The organism is Pseudoalteromonas sp. CH_XMU1449-3, from assembly GCF_037027245.1.
In the GTDB taxonomy this organism is placed as follows: Bacteria; Pseudomonadota; Gammaproteobacteria; order Enterobacterales; family Alteromonadaceae; genus Pseudoalteromonas; species Pseudoalteromonas shioyasakiensis.
On sequence record NZ_JAYMDY010000013.1, the window covers coordinates 73,015 to 94,928 of the forward strand.

Consider the following 21,914-nt stretch of genomic DNA (forward strand, 5'->3'; position numbering starts at 1 on the left):
CCTTTTTAAATTCTTATCGTTCGCGTACTAAACGGAAACCGATATAGTTTGCACGAAAATCTGGCGCTAAGATTAAGCGCGTTGATACGCGTGCTAGGCTAGGAGCAAAATTCCATGCACCGCCTCGAACAGCCACATCAGACTGTCCTGACTTTTTGTTTGTCCATTCCCACACATTACCTACAGTATCGTATAGGCCATATGCGTTAGGAGAAAACGACCCTGTTGGTGCAGCGCTCTTGTTTGACCATTCGCTACCACACCAGCCACAGTTCGCTAAATTTTTACCAATTTCGTTACCCCAAGGGTATTCAGTTTCTTTACCTGCACGTGCAGCGTATTCCCACTCAACCTCATTTGGTAAACGAAATAGCTGACCTGTTTGACCCGACAACCAATCTGCATATGCTTTGGCATCGTTGTAAGTTAAACACACCGCCGGAAAATCACTTTCTTGATCAAAGCCTGGGTTACGCCAGTTTAAGGTTGCTTCCCACACTGGTTCGCCATTTAAGTAATACGCACAGCCGCGATCTTTTTCTGCTTCTGTTTTATAGCCGGTATTCGCAACGAATTGCTCATACTCACCAACGCTTACTTCTTTGCTTTGCATTGCAAATGAGTTAGCAATGGTTTTTTCTACCACTGGGCGCTCATTCGCTAACCCATTGCCGTTAATGTCACCCATCTTAAATTTACCAGCGGGAATAACTACAATGCTGGCAGAACTGGTTTTATTAACAATACTTGCAACAGGTGCTGTTACAGGTTGCTCTGGTGCCGCAGTCACTTCAGCAACAACAGGCTCTGGCACTTTAACTAGGTTTGCATTAATGGTTTGTGCTTTACGCAGATCAATTCGCGCTTTATAGCTTTTGTAGCCACGTTTGCGAATTTCAATATCATGAAAACCTTTTGGTAATGATGTCGTTAACCTAGTTGCACCATAGCTAACACCATCAATAAACACTTCATCGTCATAAACATTTGAACGCAGTGTTAATTCAACCATTTTAGATTTTTTTAGATCAGGTAATGGTTCAACCTTTATTGGCTTTTTTACAGAATAATCGCTTACTGGTTGCTCACTCATACGTGAAACCGATACCACCTGCCCATTATCCTGAGAGTCACTGAATGTTAACTGACTATCTGAATAGGTAGTGCCGTAGCTTGGCTGAAAGTTACCAGCCAGTGGCGTGCCATAGTCAGCACAAAAACGATTATCTAAGTTAAGTAAGCTACATAAACGGCTGCTGTTTACATCACCGCGCATCGTCACACTTAAGTTAACGTTGTAGTTACCTTGACCACTGAACGCGCTATTCACGACATGGCTACTTAAAATCTTAACTTGTGCACCAGCAAGGTTTCGTTTTGGCTCAACCAAACGCTCTTCAGTTAAGTTTGCAAAAATCTGGTCTACAAAACGTTTAGTGGCTTTTTGTAAGCCCATTTGTTGGCCACGTTGTTCACAGGCAGCAAGTGTTTCGGTGCGCTTACAGTTAATCGTGTGATTAACCTCTAATGTGCCTTCACGAGTGAATTCGTTACGTAAACGCTCAACACGTGCCGTTGCTAACTGCTCTTTTAAACTTTCTAAGGTGTTTAACTGGGTGTGCTTTGATACACGAATTTGCTCAATGTCTTTTCTATGTGAAGCAATTGCCGCCAATTGCATCGAAATATCATCTTTGTTTTGTTTGTGATCAACCACAGCTTTTTGATAGCGCGACTGCGCATTGCTGATATCAAGAGTTGGGTCATCAATAAGTCGGCGGTACATCTCGTTCATTGCATCTAGCGCTTGGTTTTTTTCTTTATCTAGCTCAGTTGAGCGGGCGCGCAATAATTCGAGTTGTTTTTGTAACTGACTTTCTTCTTTTAGGTGTTTTTCGAGGATTAAGGTCGAGTTATCGTATTCGGCTTGTTTTTTACTGATCTCTGATTCAATGCCAGTTACCGTAGCAGTATCTTGTGCAAATGCACTAGTTGCTAGCAAACTAACTGAAATTAACAGAGATAAAGGAGCAATTCGCATATATTCCATTCCCAAAAAGCGGCAATTATTTGGTCATTATTATTTTTTTATAATTAAACTCTTATGCTATGTACTTGCAAGGCAAAACACAAGCTTTGTTCAATTATTATCTGAGTTTACATCTATTACCTTAGTTGATGCCAGTAAATAACAAAATCATTTGAGTTTAATTGACTAATTTCTATCTGTAAGACGACTTTGCTACAATAAGACGTGTTTTTTTACGAAAATTAATGCCGTGAATAGTTCTTTTGAATCACCAGTACAAACAATTCATCACCCCTTATTAGCTGCACTTAAAATTCAGCTGAGCATCAAGCGAGATGATCTTATTCATCCGCAAATTAGTGGCAACAAATGGCGTAAGCTAAAGTTTAACTTAGATGTTATGCAGCAACAGGGTAAATCTGAACTACTCACTTTTGGTGGCGCGTTTTCAAATCATATTCATGCCACGGCAACTGCAGGTAAACTATTTGGCTTTAAAACCCACGGTATTATTCGCGGCCCTGAGCTAGACGAAGCAAATCCAACACTCAACTACGCAAAGCAATGCGGTATGAGCTTACACCCAGTAAATCGAATTACTTACCGCTTAAGGCACGACCAAACGTATTTAGCACAGTTACAAGCGCAGTTTCCGAATGCCTACATATTGCCAGAAGGTGGTACCAACTCAGCTGCTCTTTTAGGTTGTAAAGAATTAGCGCAAAGCCTACCAAGCTCTGATGTGATTGTTTGCCCAACCGGTAGTGGCGGCACACTAGCAGGTTTAATCGAAGGTGCACCACAACACACAAAGCTGTTAGGTGTCGCAGTACTGAAGCAAGCGCACTACTTAATTGATGAGATAAAGCAGCTAAGTAATAAAGCAAATCAGCAACAAAACTGGCAGCTGCTTTGCGACTTTCATGATGGTGGTTACGGAAAGTTTAGCGATGACTTGTGGCAATTTTGCCAAACCTTTAGTGAGCAGCACGTAATCCCGCTTGAGCCAATCTACAGCGGCAAAATGCTCTATGCCGTTTGGCAGTTAATAGAGCAAGGTTACTTTAGTCAAGGAACGCATATCATTGCAGTTCATACTGGTGGGCTACAAGGTTTAGACGGCCTTAAGTACCGAGGGCTAATTGTCTAGCTGTAAGGTGTAATATCCGCCAGTTTTTGCAATGGCTCAGCAAAGTAAAAGCCTTGAGCCGCAATGATCCCTAGGTTTTTTAAGGTCGCAAGTTCGTTCTGTGTTTCTACTCCAACCGCATAAACAGGAAAGTTTAGCTCAGTACCCTTAGAAATTATTTGCTTTACAATTTTTTGCTGTTGGGTGTTGGTATCTATATTGTGTATCAGTTCAAATGCTAACTTAATACTGCATACATTTTTGATATTTCTATAAGTTGCTATATGTTCTGCGCTACGCACGTTATCAATAACAATACCAGCAGACAGTTTCTCTAAACATTCAAACTGTTCACTGAGCTTTTTATGCTGTTTTAGATAATCGTCTTCGCTTAGTTCAAATTGCAATTTGTCTGCGCTATTAAACCCTTCCATTTGCTGTTTAAACCACAGCCAAAACTCGTCATTAAACCAGTTCATTGCGTGTAAGTTTATACTCACCGTTAATGAGCCCGTTTCGTTCAGCAGCATTTTCTTCACTTGAGAAATCACAGTTTGGTCCAATAACAAGACATCTTTTTTACTACTCATGTGAGGAATAAAATGCCGAGCCGCAAGCAAGCCTAAACTCTTGTGGCGAATACGGATCAACGCCTCATGCTGTAAAATATCGCCTGTTTGTAAGTCAAACAAAGGCTGAAAAAACAACATAAAATGTTTTTTCTTAATGTACTCAAATAGGTGTTCTTTACTATCAGCAAGCATGCTTGACTGCGTATGACCAAAGGGTAAGCGATGAATGTGCTGCCAAGCACTTTGTTTCGCCAGCGCTAATGCTGATTTAGTAAGCTGATAAACCACGGCCTGATCAGCCCCTGTGCGGTAATTACACACACCAATTTTTATATCAGCACGAGACAAGTCACTACGATAATTTAAACAAGCTTGATATATAACCTGATGTAATCGTTTAGTGTATTTATCAACTTCGGTGGCAGGCACACTGTTTAAGGTCACAGCAATACCACCCGATGGCAATAATTTCACAGAGCGATTTACAAGCTCACCAAATCCTTTTGCAATGACTAACTTAAAATAATTATCAACGTCGAGGTTAGCAGGGAAAGGGGTCTTCCAAAAGAATAGCGAAAACAAATGGTTATAGTTTGTTGGTACACCATACAAAATATTTAAATCCTGATGACCTAATGGTTTAGGTGATGCAACTTTCTTGGCTGTAACCTGAGTGCTTAATTGTTCAAATGGTTTGCTCAGCGGTTTTTCTGTTATTGCTAATTGCTTGAACATTTTTTTCCACCAGCGGAAGCCCCAATACCCAGTGCCAAGCAATATTAAATTTAGGAAAATAAATAAGTGACTTTCGACCAACCAAGAAGGCCAATGAAATAAACGCAAATTAACCGTTTTATAGCTAAATACCTCTTGCTCTAAGTCGATAAAGTTTGCAAAGTTATGTGGTACATCACTAGCGCTCATTGCAAAGCCTTGGCTTTTAACTAAGGTAGCAATAATATCTTGCGAGGCAATCGGGTCGAGGTTTAATTCATACACTTGTTTGGCAAGCTCTGTACCGGTGCGATGAACTTTGTCGTGCAACACATCACTTAAGAAAATATTAAAAACAACTAATAGCAAAAAAGCGGCCGCCACATAGATGGCCACCGGTTGCTTTATTTGTGAAGCTAAGTCTCGTTTCATTTCACAGGTTAGTTGCTTAAACATATACAAAGTGTTGTTCAAGAACCCTATAAATACAAGGCTACAGGGCGATTTAAAGCAATATCAGAAATATCCTAGAACCAGCGCTGTCAAAAGTTTTGTAATTTTAAACACCTAGCAAAAACAGTTAATGAGAATTATTTTGTAACTGGCAAACTGCTACTTAAAGAGTAGTAAGAAAGTTTGCAGTGCTGAAGCTTCCTCAAAATCAACGCAGTTGCTAATCAACTTTAAACACATTTAGGGCATCGGATGTTCTTTGCTGTGCATTTTCTAAATCTGTAATTAACTTCTCAAGTAACGCTAATTCGTTTTGAACATCATGCATGTTTGAAGTGATATTTTGACTTGCTTTGCTCGCTTCTTCAGCAAGCTGACTTTGCGATTCAATCGCATCGGATACCGTATTTGTTTGACTGCTCACATCAGCAATATTCGCTGTTAACGTATCTATATTCGTTAACGCTTGTTCACTGTTATCACTAACCATTTGCGTTGAGTCAGAGGTATTTTCCATATACACCTGCAACTGCTGAACCTGCTGTTTTATATCATCTAGTACTGAAGATATTTCAGATGTAGAGTCTTGGCTACGTGTAGCTAAACCACGAACCTCATCGGCTACAACAGCAAAGCCACGGCCTTGCTCCCCTGCCCGAGCAGCTTCTATTGCCGCATTCAATGCAAGTAAATTAGTTTGCTCTGCAATGCTCGAAATCGTATCGAGTACAGATTGAATACTGTTTGTTTTAGCACTTAGGGCATCTGATTGTTCATGGGCTTGCTGTATTAACTCTGACAACGAGCTAATACTTGCTTTATTCCTACCAATAATTTGTTTAGTACTTGCAGATAGATCATTCGCCTTTATCGTATTTTTAGAGCTCTCTTCTGCAGATACTGCTATTTGCTCTATCTGGCTATATAGCCTAGTGAAGTTGTCATGCAATGTTGCGGTCGTTGAATTAATATTTTCAACACGCTCAGATAGCTCTTTTGCAAATGTGATCAATGATTGAACACTGGATTCGCTGGTGTTATTTGCTTGCTGAACTTGCCTAATTAAATCGGTAAGCGCATCGACGAGCTCATCAACGCTTCTGGAGATTGCACCAATTTCATCACTCGAATTATCGTTAATTCTCACCGCTAAATCATGGCTGGTAGCAATAGTGCTAATCACATCTCTAACCCTAGTTACTTTTCTCGCCAGCGACTTAATAACGAATAACCCAAAAGCAAAGAACAAACCTATAAGAATAATGGCAAAGCCACTAGTGGCATAAACCCTAGTATTTGCACTACTACGACTTTGCTCAATCAGCGACTCTAAAACTTGCTGCTTTTGTAGAATATGCTTACGGACCTTACCTATTAACTCAGTGGAGTGAGCAAACCAATCTGATGGTGTTGGGTAGTTTAAAGATAACTCACCACTTTCTTGATTAAGCTTTTCAACAATGCTCTTTACATCTTGATAAGTTTGCGAGTTGGTCAATTCTGCTAACCACTTTTTATCAGCATCACCTGTGAGTGTTAAAGAAAGCAAAAACAAGGTTTCTTCAATATTGTGAAAATAGCTACTGACTAAGACTTGATTACTCTCAGAAATAGACTTGGAAGATAAGACACCATTCACTTTACCTCGCACTTGCCCAAGCCTCTCCTTCAATAAAGACATTTCGACTATTGCAAGACCAGAGGCGATTGCCTCACTTTGTTTGACCTGTGAGACTCGCCTGTTGGTAACATCGAGCATAAACTTGTTTGAATCAGAATAGACCACAAACGCTTGTTTACCTTGCTTCTTGTCGACACTTTCTCTCAGCTCAGTGATTTTCTTATGTTTTGCTAATACCGCATTGAATAGTGTTGATGAAACCTTATGCTGCTGAGTGTAACGGGCAAATTTATCAAATGCTTTATCGACCACTACACGCTGCTGTGCAACACGCTCTTTATTTTGACTATAACCAGAGCCAATTAGGCCTGCCGTTAAGCCTCTTTCAACAGCCGTTTCGTGAGCTATCTCATCAATCATTAAAGCTTCACGTATATATACAGCATCTTTCTCAACTGTGCTTTTTCTAACAAGCGACTCATTGATAACAGTATAAGACGCTGCAAACATCACAACCAAAGCAAAAGCGATAACCGCTGCAAGCGCCTGTTGAAAACTAATCTTCCTTAAAAGCTGCATAGTTAATAATAAAGTTGTGGAATTAAGGTTCTATAAACTTAGACCAGGTTTTGAATATAGCCAATTCAGCCTATCAAATTGTTTTTATACCAATCCGCTTAATTAAGTAGTCTATTTTGAGGCAATAAAACCTCGTTGATAACAAGGCAAAAATTTCGTTATTTAGTTGTTCTAAATGAGAAATTTTTAACGCAGTTAGCGACAGGTTTAATCCCTCAAAATGATTAAGTATTATTGCGGGTTGGTATTAGGTTAAGCATTAACTCTCGCACATAAAAAAGCCCCGCTAATGCAGGGCTTCTTAAAAACTAATTACATAGTTTTGTATATCATTTAGAACGGAATATCGTCATCAAAGTCGATTGGTGGTTCCATTGGGTTTGATGCGCCGCCTTGTGGTGCATTTTGTGGTTTAGGAGCAAAACCGCCTTGTTGAGGTGCGCTGCTTTGCTGCTGACCATAACCGCCACCATATTGGTTATTGCTTTGTTGTTGTGGTGCAGATTGCTGTTGTGGACGCTGTTGCTGCTGTGCTGGCGCAGACTGTTGCTGTGGAGCATAGCTATTATTACTTTGTGATTGCTGTGCACCACCGCCGTAACCGCCACCTTGTTGTTGACCACCTTGGTAACCGCCTTGTGATTGACCACCTTGATAGCCACCACCTTGCTGCTCACCACGACCGCCTAACATTTGCATTTGACCGCCCATGTCTACCACGATTTCTGTGGTGTATTTTTCTTGGCCTGATTGGTCAGTCCATTTACGCGTTTGTAAACGACCTTCAATGTACACTTGTGAACCTTTACGAAGATACTCACCAGCAACTTCTGCTAGTTTGCCAAATAACACAACACGGTGCCATTCAGTACGCTCTTGCATTTGCCCTGTGTTTTTATCTTTCCAGCTATCTGTCGTAGCAATGCTGATATTCGCTACGCCATTGCCATTAGGCATATAACGTACTTCTGGATCTTGGCCTAAATTACCAACCAAGATAACTTTGTTCACACCGCGTGCCATGGAACTTCTCCTATAAAACGTTAGATTAAACCAGCCACTTTGCGTGCTTGGTCTAGGTCAAATTCTTTATCATTAATCTTTAAATAGCTGCGATTTTCATCACAGACAACCGTTGCTTCAATTACGCCCGGTAAAGCAACAAGACGAGAAGCAAGCGCTTGTGCCTGCTGCTCTGAACTTAATTCAGTCATTAAGCTAATTATTTTACTTCTTGGTGGGACTTGCATATTCCAAGCAAGGATAAGCCATATTACCCCAACAAGTGCCGCCGCCGCAAACACTGCTTGCGCACTTAATGCTTGAGCAACGTAACCCCCTAATAAACCACCTAAAAAGGCACCAAAAAACTGCGTAGATGAAAATACTCCCATCGCAGAACCTTTCTGGTTTGCAGGGGCAATACGCGAAACAAGTGCAGGCATGGTTGCTTCTAAAAAGTTAAAAGCAATAAAGTAAACCAACATACAAATACCGATGCCAATCACCGAATCAACCCATAACGACATCGCGAGCATACTTAAAACAAGCAGCGCGATTGAGCCAATAAAGGCTTGTTTTTCTTTTTCTTTACGAATAGCCACAATCATCATTGGTGCCATTAAGAAAAACGCTAAAAACAGTACAGGGATATATAAATACCAATGGTGGTCTGCGACTAAGCCATCTTTTATCAGCTGGCCCGGTAAGGCTACAAATACGGTAGTTAATGTAAGATGAAGCAGCATCACACCAAAATCAAGGCGTGCTAATTGTGGGTGTTTAATTAGTTGCTTAATATCATCAAGGGTAGCAAGTGTGTCACCTTTTGGCGCCTTATTGACAGCATTTGGCACTAAAAACAACACAATTAAAATACCTAAAATGGCCAGTCCTGCAGTAAGCCAAAATACTCCAGCAACTCCCCACGATGCAGCAACAATTGGCCCTAGTAGCATAGCAATGGCAAAGCTCATACCAATACACATACCAATAACGGCCATAACTTTCGGACGTTGTTCATCACGGCTTAAATCAGAAGCAAGCGCCAATAAGGCACTGGCAATTGCCCCCATGCCTTGTAGTGCACGCCCTAGCGTAACCATTTGCACAGACTCAGCGGTTGCCGCAATAACAGAGCCAAGTGCAAACACACAAAGGCCACCAATAATCACTTTTTTACGACCAATTTTATCAGACAACCAACCCATAGGAATTTGCAGCACGGCTTGCGTTAAACCATAAGCACCAATAGCAAAGCCAATCCAAAGCGGCGAAAACCCTTCTAATTGCTGACCATAAATCGCCAATACTGGCATCAGCATAAATAGGCCAAGCATACGAAATGCAAAGACGCTCGCCAACGAAACGGCAGCGCGTTTTTCTCGAGAGTTGAGTGAAGATGCTGTCATGAATTACTGATCTTGCTGTCTATTAAAATTTGAGCGTGGATTCTACCACAAGCGAAAACTAAATAATCACCTGTAAGTGATGATTTTTTCTTTGATCAAGGATTAATCTTATCGCGTATTATGAGATACTGAAAAAATAATTAGGTAATAAAACGAGATAGCATGGAAAACATTGAAGTCCGAGGCGCCCGTACGCACAATTTAAAAGACATCAGCCTAACCATTCCCCGTGATAAGCTGATAGTTATCACTGGCCTATCTGGTTCAGGGAAATCGTCTTTAGCGTTTGATACTTTGTACGCAGAAGGGCAACGTCGTTATGTTGAATCACTGTCAGCGTATGCAAGACAGTTCTTATCGCTAATGGAAAAACCCGATGTTGATCACATCGAAGGTTTATCACCAGCTATCTCTATCGAACAGAAATCAACGTCACATAACCCGCGTTCAACGGTCGGTACTATTACCGAGATTTACGATTACCTTCGTTTATTATTTGCCCGTGTAGGTGAGCCACGCTGCCCTACTCACGACTTGCCACTTGCCGCACAAACTATCAGCCAAATGGTCGATACGGTTTTAGCTCTGCCAGAAGGTAGTAAGCTAATGCTATTAGCACCAGTGGTAAAAGATCGTAAAGGTGAGCACGTTAAGCTGCTTGAGCAACTCGCAAGCCAAGGCTTCATTCGCGCCCGTATCGATGGCGAAGTCTGTGACTTATCAGATCCACCGACCCTTGAGCTTCATAAAAAGCATACTATCGAGGTTGTGGTTGACCGCTTTAAAGTAAAAGATGGTCAGCAACAGCGTTTAGCTGAATCATTCGAAACGGCACTTGAGCTATCAAGTGGTATTGCCCATGTAGCGGCAATGGACGATTCACTCAGCGAAGACATGCTGTTTTCTGCTAATTTTGCCTGCCCAACGTGTGGCTATGCCATGAGTGAACTTGAGCCGCGTTTATTCTCGTTTAACAACCCTGCGGGTGCGTGTCAAAGCTGTGATGGTTTAGGTGTGCGTCAGTATTTTGATCCAAACCGTGTTGTGCAAAACCCAGAACTAAGCTTATCGGGTGGTGCTATTAAAGGCTGGGACAAACGTAGCTTTTATTACTTCCAAATGCTGCAAGCAGTCGCAGAGCATTATAAATTTGACCTAGAAGTGCCTTTCCAAGAACTTAGTAAAGAAGCGCAAAAGGTGATTCTTGAAGGTTCAGGTAAAACTAAAGTTGCCTTTAACTATCGTAACGACCGTGGTGATTTAATTACGCGTAACCATGAGTTTGAAGGCGTTTTAAATAATATGAATCGCCGCTACCGTGAAACCGAGTCAAACTCAGTGCGCGAAGAGCTTGCTAAATACCAAACAAGCCAAGCGTGTCCGAGCTGTCATGGCTCTCGATTACGCGAAGAAGCTCGCCACGTATTTATTGGCCAAACAAACCTGCCAGCCATCACCACGATGAGTATTGGTGAAAGCATGGCATTTTTTGATGGCTTGAACCTAACTGGTCAGCGCGCCCAAATTGCCGAAAAAATTCTCAAAGAAATTCGCGACCGTTTATCTTTCTTAATTAATGTAGGCCTTAATTATTTATCACTTGAGCGAAGTGCCGATACCCTGTCTGGTGGTGAAGCGCAGCGTATTCGTTTAGCGAGTCAAATCGGTGCAGGTCTTGTTGGTGTTATGTACGTATTGGATGAACCATCAATTGGTTTGCACCAACGCGATAACGACCGCCTACTAAAAACCCTTATTCACTTACGCGATTTAGGCAACACCGTCATTGTGGTTGAGCATGACGAAGATGCTATTCGCGCTGCCGATCATATTATCGATATCGGCCCGGGTGCCGGTGTTCATGGCGGCCATGTTATTGCACAAGGTACCCATGACGATATTCTAGCCAGTAAAGATTCAATCACGGGTCAGTACCTCTCTGGTGAGAAGAAAATTGAAGTACCGGAGGCTCGCCATCAAACCAACGACAAATGGCTTGAGTTATTTGGTGCCACAGGTAACAACTTAAAGAACGTTGATTTACGTATTCCATTTGGCTTAATGACCTGTATCACAGGTGTATCAGGCTCAGGTAAATCGACGCTTATCAACGACACTTTATTTAAACTGGCTCATACCGAGTTAAATGGCGCAACGACCGCAGAAGCGGCACCGTATAAGTCAATCAAGGGTCTAGATCATTTTGATAAAGTGATTGATATTGACCAAAGCCCTATTGGCCGTACTCCGCGTTCAAATCCTGCCACTTACACCGGCATTTTTACCGGTATTCGTGAGCTATTTGCGGGTACTCAAGAAGCCCGTTCACGTGGCTATAAGGTCGGTCGTTTTAGCTTTAACGTTAAAGGTGGTCGCTGTGAGGCCTGCCAAGGTGATGGCGTGATCAAGGTAGAAATGCACTTTTTACCTGATGTGTATGTACCTTGTGATGTATGTAAAGGTCAACGCTACAACCGTGAAACCCTTGAAGTACAGTACAAAGGTAAAAACATTCACCAAGTACTCGAAATGACCGTAGAAGATGCCCGTGACTACTTTGATAAAATTCCGGCTATTGCACGTAAACTGCAAACATTAATGGATGTAGGCTTGTCGTATATTCGCTTAGGTCAAGCTGCTACTACTCTCTCGGGTGGTGAAGCGCAGCGTGTGAAACTGGCTCGTGAACTTTCAAAACGCGATACCGGTAAAACCTTATATATCCTTGATGAACCAACTACGGGTTTACACTTTGCTGATATTCAGCAATTATTAGTAGTACTTCACCGCTTACGCGATCACGGTAATACCATTGTTGTTATTGAGCATAACCTTGATGTGATCAAAACCGCAGACTGGATTGTCGACTTAGGCCCAGAAGGTGGCTCTGGCGGTGGTGAAATTTTAATTTCTGGTACACCTGAAGACGTTGCCGACTGTGAGCGTTCACACACAGGAAGGTACTTAAAACCACTACTATAAAAAGGATATTGCGTGCGTAGGTATTTAAAAATTGCAAAATGGCGCGCTAATAAACAGTTTCAACAACAGCAACGGAGCTGGCAGCCTCATAAAACGAGGCTGGTCGAACGATTACAAGCCATTTGGTTTAACTTAAGTACCGCACAAAAGCTCTATCTTTTAGCATTAAGCAGCCTGATTGTTCTGCAATCGGGCTGGTTAAGTGCCACCATCACCATTATTGCGCTTGTTATTGAGTTTTGGCCTAAGTTTAACCAACTTTGGCACTCTCTTGCCGGCAAAGCACTGATTTTAATCTTCTATGCCAGTATCGCTAATTTTGTATTAGCTGGTGCGAGCGGCATAGTTAATGATGTAACTCATGTGTCTTCCAGTCATTTTAACTACACCCATAACTTTGCAACCCTGTTATATTTACCCCCTTGGGCAATGGGAATAACCTTAGGTACTTTATTGTTATTTCAACTTTTTTTACCCTTCTATATCTTTGTTTTATTGCTAATAAAGCCATTTGGCTCTGAGCGAGTTAAGTTTATTAGTCAAAGCTATTCACCACTGTTAACTGCCATCGTGCGCTTTGTTTTAGCGTCAGTGGTCTTTATTAACCTAATTTCGTTCCTTGATGATAAGCCACCTGAAGAAGTACTCGATAATATGGTTAGCACCTTTTTAGATAGCAAAGTTATTGCTAAAGAATCAGGTGAAGAGCAGCAAAAAGCAGTCGAACAACTCGGTGAAAAACTCGAACAACAACTTCCTGAAAGTACACAAAACTCAACCCCTAACCAAGACGTCAATATAGAAGGTGACAGTGAAACCGCCGAAAACCTTCGTCAGTTTCTAGATACCAAAGGTTACTTTGAGCGTAGCAAACGTTTAATTGCGATGTTTGCTTACAGCTTTGAAGCCGATAGCTATTCACGCTGTTTAAAAGCAGAAAACAGTAAAGCCGTTGAGCTGAATGATTACGAAATAGTGCAAGTAACCCCTGATCACCATGCTGAGTATGGCTATCGATTTGAAGTCATTGCTTGTGACTCGCCAGGCGTTACCCCTGTAGAAAAATAGCGCAGCAATCTATACTACTCACTTGGCTTACTGCGTTTTTCTCTTATGAAATGAAATATCGAAAGCCCAATAAAACCAAAGCAAACTAAGGCGATTACTAAATTAGGTATAAAAATAAGTAACATAGTAGCATCATAGCCGATCTTTGCGAATGCAGCACAAAGGCTACCAATAATCAGTTCGGTTAAAATTAGCTCCCATTCTAATGAGCTATTCGCAGGTACAGTTTTAGCCGCATAATGTTTTACTTTAAAACCCATATCAAAGCCTCCAAGCTCCTATTTGCTACATTCAAATTATCATCAATAGGCAAAAACACAAAAATAAAATGATTTAAAACCTTATTTCCTCTCATAAGAATTACACTTAAACTATTGAAAATATTTAAGTTAACATTTTAAAACCTTATATATAAATCGCTTAGAACTAGATAAGCGACTCAAGCAACTTTCCTCGCTATTGTAGTTTCCATCAACGGGCCACCAACCAACTTTGCTTCGCTGATAAAACTAATCAACCAATTAAGAGAATAAAGTTATGAGCAACTCAGCTTTAAAAATAGTGTCGATACTCGCAGTAAGCACGCTTGTTGTTACACTGCCAAACCCCTTATTTAATAGCCAAGATACTCAAAAATTAGAACAACATCTTGAGATATCTATCGAGGTTTCTATCGAGCAAATGAACAAAAAAGTTGACCATCAAATTGAGTTAAAACTCAACAAGTAATGCCCTGCTTGCCCAGAACATTGGGCAAGCTTTTTCAATTAACAGGCTAAAAGAATGAAACAACTAACTCAATTACTGCTCTCAACAATTGCTGCATCATGCTTGTTAACAACGAGTATTTGTAATGCAAAAAGTGCCGTTTGGCAGGTAAGTAAAGGTGATGAATTTATTTACATTGCCGGGTCAATTCATGTTTTACCGACCAAGGAACTACCGCTACCGGCCGAATTTAATCAAGCATATAAACAAGCCGATACCCTAGTACTTGAAGCCGATATGCCAGCGCCAAGTAATAGCTCAGCACAACTTACTATGCTTAAAGCACTAAGCTACCAAACTGGTGAAACATTAAGTAGTAAGCTCTCTGCAACAGTAAAAAAACAATTAGAAGCACAGCTTACTCAATACGATATGCAACTTAGCGAACTCGACAGCTTTCGCCCTTTTATGGTGAGCTTGCTGATGATGTCGCTAGAACTACAAAAGCAACAGCTTTTCGGTGAAGGTGTTGATAGCTATTTCGCAAAGCGAGCCAAACAAGACAGCAAAGAATTAGCTTTCCTCGAAACCTTGGCATTTCAATTACACCTTTTTAAGCAATTAGGCAGCCAAGACGAAGATGCCTTTATTCAGTCACAGTTAGCTCAAGTATCAAGTTACCAAGCGCTTTACAGTGCAATGCTTGATGCATGGCGCAATGGCGATATGCACGCAATGAATGAGCTAACTATCATGCCATTAAAACAACATGATCCCCTCACCTACCAAATACTCATTAAGCAACGTAATTTGAATTGGCTTAATCATATTGAGGATTACTTTACTGATCAGCAAAAAGAGTTGGTACTTGTTGGCGCTGCTCATTTGGCCGGTGAAGATAGCCTATTAGCCTTGTTAGAAAGTAAAGGCTACGTGATTGCACAGTTGAGCGCTGATGAGGAGTAAAAAAATGGAAAAAACAGACAAAACCGCTGCCGCACTTATCTGCTTGTTTACTGTTTTAATTGTGCTGAGTTTTTAATAAAAAAATACCGCTTTATAGCGGTATTTTTATTTCAATAATTTGTGCAAGCTTACGGGCGAGGAATAAAACCTACCGCATCGTAGACTGCTTTTAATGTTTTTTCAGCGCGAATACTCGCCTTTTCAGCACCTGACTTCATAATGCTATCAAGTAGTGACTGATCTTCGCGAATTTCTTTAAAGCGCGCTTGGATTGGCTCAATCATATTAACGACCGCTGCTGCAGTGTCTTTTTTCAGGTGACCATACATTTTGTCTTCATATTCAGGCACTAAGTCTTCAATTGAGCGCTTAGTTGCGACTGATAATAAAGTAAGTAGGTTTGATACACCTGGTTTTTCTTCACGATCAAAGTAGATACGAGCTTGCTCGTCTGAATCGGTTACAGCTTTCTTCAGTTTCTTTTCAATCTTCTTCGGCTCATCTAATAACATGATGTAACCGTTTGGATTTTCATCTGATTTAGACATTTTCTTGAGCGGATCTTGTAAGCTCATTACACGCGCGCCAAACTCAGGAATGTAAGGCTCAGGTAATTTGAACACGTCACCGTATAGGTTGTTAAAACGTGTTGCGATATCACGTGTCAATTCAAGGTGTTGCTTTTGATCTTCACCCACTGGCACTTGATCTGCTTGGTATAACAAGATGTCTGCAGCTTGCAGTACAGGGTAAGAGAACAAGCCCACATTAACGTTATTCGCATGCTTAGAAGACTTATCTTTAAACTGCGTCATACGGTTAAGCTCACCCATTTGAGCGTAACAGTTTAAAACCCAACTAAGCTGTGCATGTTCTGGCACTTGAGATTGTACAAATAACGCCGCTTTTTCTGGGTCGATACCACATGCAGCATAAAGCGCAATACCGTCAAGCACGCGCGAGCGTAGCTGCTCAGGATCTTGGCGTACAGTAATGGCGTGTAAATCTACTAACATAAAGAAACTTTCGTGGTCTTCCTGTAGCTTAAGCCACTGGTTAATAGCGCCAACATAGTTGCCTATTGTCATACCACCGGTTGGCTGAATGCCACTTAACACTACTGGTTTACTCATGATGTTCCTTTATATTTTTACTAAACTAAAAAGACGAAATTAAAATGCACTTACCTTTGGGTAAGAACGGGTATTATATCTAAGAAATTCTCGCAGAGGTACTCTGGATTGAAATCAGCGAGGTTTTCACCTTGGTTATAGCCATAACTGAGTGCGACAACATCAACCTTAGCAGCTTTTGCTGCCAAAATATCACTTTTTGAGTCGCCTATCATAACCGCTTTGGCTGGGCTGACATCTAATTGCTGACAAGCAAATAGTAAAGGCTCAGGTGATGGTTTCTTTGCCATATCATCACCACATACAATCAACTGAAAATGACTAGTCAGTGAAAGCTTATCAAGTAACTTTTCGGTAAAACGACGTGCCTTATTGGTGATCACCACTTTAGGAATACCAGCAAGTGCAGCAAGCCCAGTTTCTACATGTTGATAAAGCGCACTGTAGTCACCTACAACTTGGTCATAGTGCTGATAAAACAAATTAATTGCACGCTCAGTAAGGGCTTCATCTAAATGCTCACTGATTTGCATATCGCCACTTAAACCACGCTTTACAAGTGTTTCTATGCCATTACCTACCCAGCTCTCAACTAGCTTTTGTGTAACAACCGGAAATGCGAGGTCAGTTAGAGTCAGATTCATCGCAATGTATAAATCATAAACACTGTCGACTAAGGTGCCATCTAAATCGAAAAATGCCGCATCGTATTTCATGACTCAACCTTTGCAAGCTCGCTGCGCATCGCATCGATAACCGCTTTGTAATCTGGTTGATTGAAAATCGCTGAGCCTGAAACAAACATATCAGCGCCCGCTTCTGCAATTTCAGCAATGTTATCAACACCAACGCCACCATCAACTTCTAAACGAATATTGCGACCTGAGTCATCAATAATTTTACGCGCTTGACGAAGCTTTTCGAGGGTATGAGGAATAAAGCTTTGGCCGCCAAAGCCAGGGTTAACCGACATTAATAGCACTACATCAACTTTATCGAGCACATGCTCAAGGTAGCTAAGGCTGGTTGCAGGATTAAATACAAGCCCTGCTTGGCAACCACTGTCTTTTATAAGTTGCAAGGTACGGTCAATATGCTCGCTAGCTTCTGGATGAAAGCTAATAATAGAAGCGCCTGCTTCAGCAAAGTCGGGAATTAGGCGATCGACAGGCTTAACCATAAGATGCACATCTATCGGGGCTGTAATACCGTAATCGCGCAGTGCTTTACAAATCATTGGGCCAAAGGTTAGGTTTGGCACATAATGGTTATCCATCACATCAAAATGTACAACATCTGCCCCACTTGCGAGTACACGATCAACATCTTCACCTAAACGGGCAAAGTCAGCTGATAAAATAGAAGGGGCTATTAAATACTTTTGTAATGTTTCCAACATGAGAGATTCCATCATAATTTGCGACTGCAAGAAGAGCGCATAATGTAACCCAATCGACAGCTGATTAAAACACCACAGCTAACTGTTAAAACGCTATTACTCAAGGCTAATCCTTTTAGCTTATTGAATTAATGTAAATTTAATCAAAAATTGAACAATCGTTCTATTCAGCTGCTTGCATAAATGCATTTAAATGAAACAAAATATAAACATAAAATTTACTTTAAAAGACTAATTTTATTAAATTTTTATTTAATTCAGCCGTAATTAAGTTTGTTATTTGAGCAATTGTTATGTATGCTTGTCTAAATAACACAAACAAGGGTTATTCTCATGCGTGCTTTTAAAATAGGGATCTTAATCGCGTCCGCACTTACGGTTGCTGCGTTTGTATCTTTTTCATCTGCTGATGAAGACGACTTTTTAGCAGCGGCGTCTGGCTGCTCATGCAATACGCTTAACGCATCATCATCTTCTGCTCAATGTATGAAAGCAGAACAAGAAACAGGATGGTTTTCTTGGTTAACGGGTGATAGCCGCAGCGCTCAGTTCCATTATCTTGATTTACTTGAGTTATTAACAAGTAGTGAAGAGTCAAAGAAAGTTAGCGGTTTAGGTTCTAAGTTCTAAATCGCATGAACAAATTCATTAGTGCATTACAAAGTGTCTTTGCGGCATTTTTTGGTGTGCAATCAGAAAATAAGCGTCAAGCTGACTTTAAAGAGCATTCGCTCAGTACTATTATCGTCATTGCCCTCGTTTTATTCAGCCTGTTTGTCGCAGCGATTTATTTCACCGTTTCTTTGGTGCTAAATACATAGCCATTAGCTCATTCACTTTATTGCGTGAACCGCCCTTCGGGCTAATCGTGCGTTTTACCTGAATTTCATCCAGTGATGCTTGGCTGTAAATTTTACGAGTCCACACTGTATCGTGGTTAGAAATAAGTACCGGCGTGTTATTTTCGAATGCTGCTTGCTCAGCTAAATTCGCCAAGTTTGCTTGATCATCTAAATTGAAACCGCCTTTAGCGTAAGAAGTAAATGATGCTGTTTTACTCAAAGGCACATAAGGTGGGTCGCAATACACAACCGCATTATTAGGAATAAGCTTAAAGACCTCGTCATAACCTAAACACGTAAAGGTTGCTTGCTGGGCTTTTTCAGCAAAGAAGTGCATTTCTTTTTCAGGAAAATACGGGCGCTTATATTTACCAAAAGGAACGTTAAAAATACCTTTAAGATTGTAGCGGCACAGACCGTTATAACCATGACGATTCATGTATAAGAATAAAATTGCGCGCTCATACACATCGCTGCTCTGATTAAACTGAACACGGTACTCATAATAGGCTTCAGGATGGTTATTGAGCTCTACAAATAGTTTTTTTGCATCGCTAATAAATTCGTCAGGCGTTCGCTTTAGCTCGGTGTACAGGTTGATCAGATCCGCATTAATATCATTTAAAATATAATGCTTAAAATCAGTATTGAGGAATACAGAGCCAGCACCAACGAAAGGTTCAACTAAGGTGTCAGCATCCATACTCGCTTGCTTTAAGCGGGTACGAATATCTTCAACTAGGCTGTATTTTCCACCCGCCCATTTAAGGAAGGCTCTGGTCTTTTGCTGCATCTGCTCTTAACTTCAATTCGGTGTTGCGCGATTTTACACTAATCAGTTTTAATTTACTGATTTAGTGAAGCGATTTCTTGCTTAATTTTACTTATTTTTTTATAAAACGGCTGATTTTTACGCACATTATCAGAAAGTGTTGTTATGCCCTTCTTAGCCTCATTCAGTGTGGCATAACTGCCATAAGTGACAATCCACCACGGCTTACCGCTCCGTAAGCTTTGGTAAGTATTTACCTGCCCTTGCAAGCCATTTTCATTAATAAACTTATCACTGATCTCTTGCTTAGTGACCGCTAGTAATTGGATTACAAAATTGTCGTCTGGCTGAGACAAATACCACGCATTCCCCACTAATGGCTGCTCTGCTTCAATTGCAGACTCAGCTTGCTCAGCATCGCTGATAATGGCTGCTACAACTTCATCTGTCGTTGGTTGCTCAGTCTCTTGTGTAACTGGCTCTGCTGGCAAGAGGCTATCAACAATCGCAGCCACGTTATTGTTATGGTTTTCATTTTCAGGTTTTTTATTGTCAGAGCTACCAGCTGGTAAATTAGCTGCATGAGTCGTGTTGTCATCATCATTAGTATCAACTTGCTGCTCGGCTTGAGGCCCATCTTGAGCTTGCTCTGTAACGAGCTCAGGGCCATTAACTACTGCTTCTGCAGGTAATGCTGTTGCCACAGAGCTTGTTGTATCTTGTTGGTAATGTGCTTTCCACCACTCGGTCATATCAGCTTTATATAAAAAGCCAATGATCAACAGCATGGTTGTGATTAAGAGCAAAATTAAATAAAGCAGTTTATAGCTTTTCTCGGGTGTACGAATATCCGCAGTTTGCTGTTCAGGCTGCCAAGCTAGCAATAAGGCAGGGTTACCATGCGCTTCTTGTAAAAATGTGCGAAAAACTGGGTCTTCTTCAACAGGGAGGTTATCGAAAAACCAACGCATAAGTTGCTTACTTTCGCTCAAGTTAAGCGCTTCAAGGTGAATTTCGACCGCTTGGCTAAACTGGCCGACCGATTGTGATGCAATCAATATGTATAACGTGCTCGGGCTTTGCTTGGCAAGAATTTCTAATTGCTGAATTAACTCTTCAGATAAATGACGCCCTCCATCAATCACCCATAAACAATCACCACAAGGCTGTTGCTTATAGAGTTGATAGAAGTTTTCAGACAAACTTAAAGAATGATCAATTAGCGGATTGCTAAAGCTTTGTTCTAACAGTTCAGTCATAAACTGTTGGTCGGTCATTTTTCCAGACAACTGAACAAACGCTTTATTAAAGTCGAGGTATTTATCAGTAATGAAGGTTTCTAATAAATAGCTTTTACCAAGGCCTGACGGGCCAAGTAAGCAAATTAGATTTTGCCCATATTCAAACTGCAGAGCGATTCGATCAACTAGCGCAGCACGGCTAGGCAATATTTGCGATTGCATTAGCGCGCTATTAAATCACAAACCTGCTGATCAGTAACATCACTTACCAGCGCACATTGACCAAATTGAGTAGGTAGAATAAAGCGAATCGTACCTTTTTTGTTTTTCTTATCTTTACGCATGTGCGTTAAAAACTGCTCGCTTGTCATTTCTGCCGGAATATCGACTGGTAAATCATACTCAGCAATCAATTTAACAATGCGTTCAACTTCTGCAGTAGTTAAGTCATCACGGGTATGTGCAAGGCGTGCTGCCAGCACCATACCTGCCGCAACGGCTTCGCCGTGTAGCCAGTTACCGTAACCCATTTGTGCTTCGATAGCATGACCAAAGGTATGCCCTAGGTTAAGTAAGGCGCGTAGACCTGCTTCTTTTTCATCTTGCGCAACAATCAAGGCTTTGATTTCACAACAACGGTAAATCACATGCTGCAATGTTTGCTCATCAAGTGATTTAAGATTAGCGATATTTTGCTCTAGGTAAGCAAATAGCTCTGTGTCGTAAATGAGGCCGTATTTAATTACTTCAGCCATACCTGCTGCGAATTCACGCTCAGGTAAAGTATGAAGTGATTGCGTATCGATAAATACTGCTTGTGGTTGGTAAAACGCACCAATCATGTTTTTACCAAGTGGATGGTTTACTGCCGTTTTGCCACCAACCGATGAATCCACTTGAGAAAGCAAGGTAGTTGGTACTTGAATAAAAGGCACGCCACGCTGATAACATGCAGCAACAAAACCCGTTAGATCACCTACAACACCGCCACCTAAGGCAATAAGGCAAGTATCACGACCACAGTTATGTTCAAGTAAGAACGCCGATATCTTTTCAAACCACTCAAGTGATTTATATTGTTCGCCATCAGGGATGGTAAAAGATAACGGGTTAAGATCAGCCAAAGACGTCATTACATCATCAAGATATAAAGGTGCAATGGTGTCGTTGGTGATAATGATAGGTCGACAATCGCCGATGTGCTCGCGTAGCCGACCAGTCTCTTTAAGAGCAGATTGACCAATATAAATAGGATAACTTCGCTCGTCCAAATTAACTGTTAATTCAAGCATAGC

General features: G+C 41.1%; 19 protein-coding genes. 7 read left to right on the plus strand and 12 right to left on the minus strand.

All coding sequences use genetic code 11. The features are described from left to right. Nucleotides 1-13: 13 nt before the first annotated feature. Entirely contained in the window at nt 14-2,041 is a 2,028-nt protein-coding gene (locus WA256_RS15790) for an SUMF1/EgtB/PvdO family nonheme iron enzyme (RefSeq protein WP_335992601.1), read from the minus strand. Nucleotides 2,042-2,279: 238 nt separating this feature from the next. Between WA256_RS15790 and WA256_RS15795 the strand changes: the two genes are divergently transcribed. Next, nucleotides 2,280-3,179 (plus strand): 1-aminocyclopropane-1-carboxylate deaminase/D-cysteine desulfhydrase, encoded by a 900-nt coding sequence (locus WA256_RS15795; RefSeq protein WP_442961443.1) that lies wholly within the window; start codon nt 2,280-2,282, stop codon nt 3,177-3,179. Here WA256_RS15795 and WA256_RS15800 read toward each other — a convergent pair. From WA256_RS15800 to WA256_RS15815, 4 genes are all read right to left on the minus strand, one after another. Further along, a complete protein-coding gene (locus WA256_RS15800; RefSeq protein WP_335992602.1) occupies nt 3,176-4,876 on the minus strand; it encodes an EAL domain-containing protein in 1,701 nt (566 codons plus the stop codon). The genes WA256_RS15795 and WA256_RS15800 overlap by 4 nt on opposite strands. A gap of 241 nt (nt 4,877-5,117) precedes the next feature. After that, nucleotides 5,118-7,097: a methyl-accepting chemotaxis protein gene (locus WA256_RS15805; protein ID WP_335992603.1), complete on the minus strand. Its 1,980-nt coding sequence runs from the start codon at nt 7,095-7,097 to the stop codon at nt 5,118-5,120. Nucleotides 7,098-7,430: 333 nt separating this feature from the next. Further along, a complete protein-coding gene (gene ssb / locus WA256_RS15810) occupies nt 7,431-8,120 on the minus strand; it encodes a single-stranded DNA-binding protein (RefSeq protein ID WP_054563349.1) in 690 nt (229 codons plus the stop codon). 20 nt (nt 8,121-8,140) lie between these two features. After that, the gene (locus tag WA256_RS15815; RefSeq protein WP_062565992.1) at nt 8,141-9,508 is read right to left on the minus strand and encodes an MFS transporter; all 1,368 of its coding nucleotides are present in this window, start codon (nt 9,506-9,508) and stop codon (nt 8,141-8,143) included. A 162-nt stretch (nt 9,509-9,670) separates the two neighbouring features. Here WA256_RS15815 and uvrA point away from each other — a divergent pair, with 162 nt between their 5' ends. Together uvrA and WA256_RS15825 are read left to right on the plus strand one after the other, a co-directional pair. Beyond that, nucleotides 9,671-12,490, plus strand: a complete 2,820-nt coding sequence (gene uvrA, locus WA256_RS15820) for an excinuclease ABC subunit UvrA (protein ID WP_335992604.1) — start codon at nt 9,671-9,673, stop codon at nt 12,488-12,490. 12 nt (nt 12,491-12,502) lie between these two features. Continuing rightward, nucleotides 12,503-13,558 carry a hypothetical protein gene (locus tag WA256_RS15825; protein ID WP_130167278.1) on the plus strand — a complete coding sequence of 352 codons (1,056 nt, stop codon included), beginning with the start codon at nt 12,503-12,505 and terminating at the stop codon, nt 13,556-13,558. A gap of 14 nt (nt 13,559-13,572) precedes the next feature. Here WA256_RS15825 and WA256_RS15830 read toward each other — a convergent pair whose 3' ends face one another. Beyond that, entirely contained in the window at nt 13,573-13,818 is a 246-nt protein-coding gene (locus WA256_RS15830) for a hypothetical protein (protein ID WP_055197515.1), read from the minus strand. 277 nt (nt 13,819-14,095) lie between these two features. On the opposite strand from WA256_RS15830, the gene WA256_RS15835 reads away from it, so the two are divergent. Beyond that, entirely contained in the window at nt 14,096-14,287 is a 192-nt protein-coding gene (locus WA256_RS15835) for a hypothetical protein (protein WP_062565996.1), read from the plus strand. 54 nt (nt 14,288-14,341) lie between these two features. Next, nucleotides 14,342-15,232 carry a TraB/GumN family protein gene (locus tag WA256_RS15840; RefSeq protein ID WP_335992605.1) on the plus strand — a complete coding sequence of 297 codons (891 nt, stop codon included), beginning with the start codon at nt 14,342-14,344 and terminating at the stop codon, nt 15,230-15,232. A gap of 128 nt (nt 15,233-15,360) precedes the next feature. On the opposite strand, the gene trpS is transcribed toward WA256_RS15840, so the two are convergent. The 3 genes from trpS to rpe are packed head-to-tail and all read right to left on the minus strand — an operon-like array spanning nt 15,361 to nt 17,764. Continuing rightward, nucleotides 15,361-16,365: a tryptophan--tRNA ligase gene (gene trpS / locus WA256_RS15845; RefSeq protein ID WP_054552798.1), complete on the minus strand. Its 1,005-nt coding sequence runs from the start codon at nt 16,363-16,365 to the stop codon at nt 15,361-15,363. A gap of 50 nt (nt 16,366-16,415) precedes the next feature. Then, on the minus strand, nt 16,416-17,081 hold the full coding sequence (locus WA256_RS15850) for a phosphoglycolate phosphatase (protein ID WP_062565998.1): 666 nt from the start codon (nt 17,079-17,081) through the stop codon (nt 16,416-16,418). Further along, complete coding sequence (rpe, locus tag WA256_RS15855; protein WP_054563342.1) at nt 17,078-17,764, minus strand: ribulose-phosphate 3-epimerase; 687 nt, start codon at nt 17,762-17,764, stop codon at nt 17,078-17,080. Before rpe ends, WA256_RS15850 begins: the two co-directional genes overlap by 4 nt. Before the next feature lie 333 nt (nt 17,765-18,097). Between rpe and WA256_RS15860 the strand changes: the two genes are divergently transcribed. After that, nucleotides 18,098-18,394, plus strand: coding sequence for a hypothetical protein (locus WA256_RS15860; RefSeq protein WP_054552801.1), 297 nt, complete (start codon nt 18,098-18,100; stop codon nt 18,392-18,394). A gap of 5 nt (nt 18,395-18,399) precedes the next feature. Beyond that, nucleotides 18,400-18,585: a DUF2970 domain-containing protein gene (locus WA256_RS15865; RefSeq protein ID WP_054563341.1), complete on the plus strand. Its 186-nt coding sequence runs from the start codon at nt 18,400-18,402 to the stop codon at nt 18,583-18,585. Here the strand turns inward: WA256_RS15865 and WA256_RS15870 are convergent. From WA256_RS15870 to aroB, 3 genes are read right to left on the minus strand one after another with little or no spacing between them, the layout of a single operon-like run. Further along, on the minus strand, nt 18,557-19,399 hold the full coding sequence (locus WA256_RS15870; protein ID WP_054563340.1) for a Dam family site-specific DNA-(adenine-N6)-methyltransferase: 843 nt from the start codon (nt 19,397-19,399) through the stop codon (nt 18,557-18,559). The two genes, WA256_RS15865 and WA256_RS15870, sit on opposite strands and share 29 nt — an antisense overlap. 53 nt (nt 19,400-19,452) lie before the next feature. After that, nucleotides 19,453-20,841 carry an AAA family ATPase gene (locus tag WA256_RS15875; RefSeq protein WP_335992606.1) on the minus strand — a complete coding sequence of 463 codons (1,389 nt, stop codon included), beginning with the start codon at nt 20,839-20,841 and terminating at the stop codon, nt 19,453-19,455. Further along, complete coding sequence (gene aroB, locus WA256_RS15880) at nt 20,841-21,911, minus strand: 3-dehydroquinate synthase (RefSeq protein WP_130167274.1); 1,071 nt, start codon at nt 21,909-21,911, stop codon at nt 20,841-20,843. Before aroB ends, WA256_RS15875 begins: the two co-directional genes overlap by 1 nt. Nucleotides 21,912-21,914 lie beyond the last annotated feature (3 nt).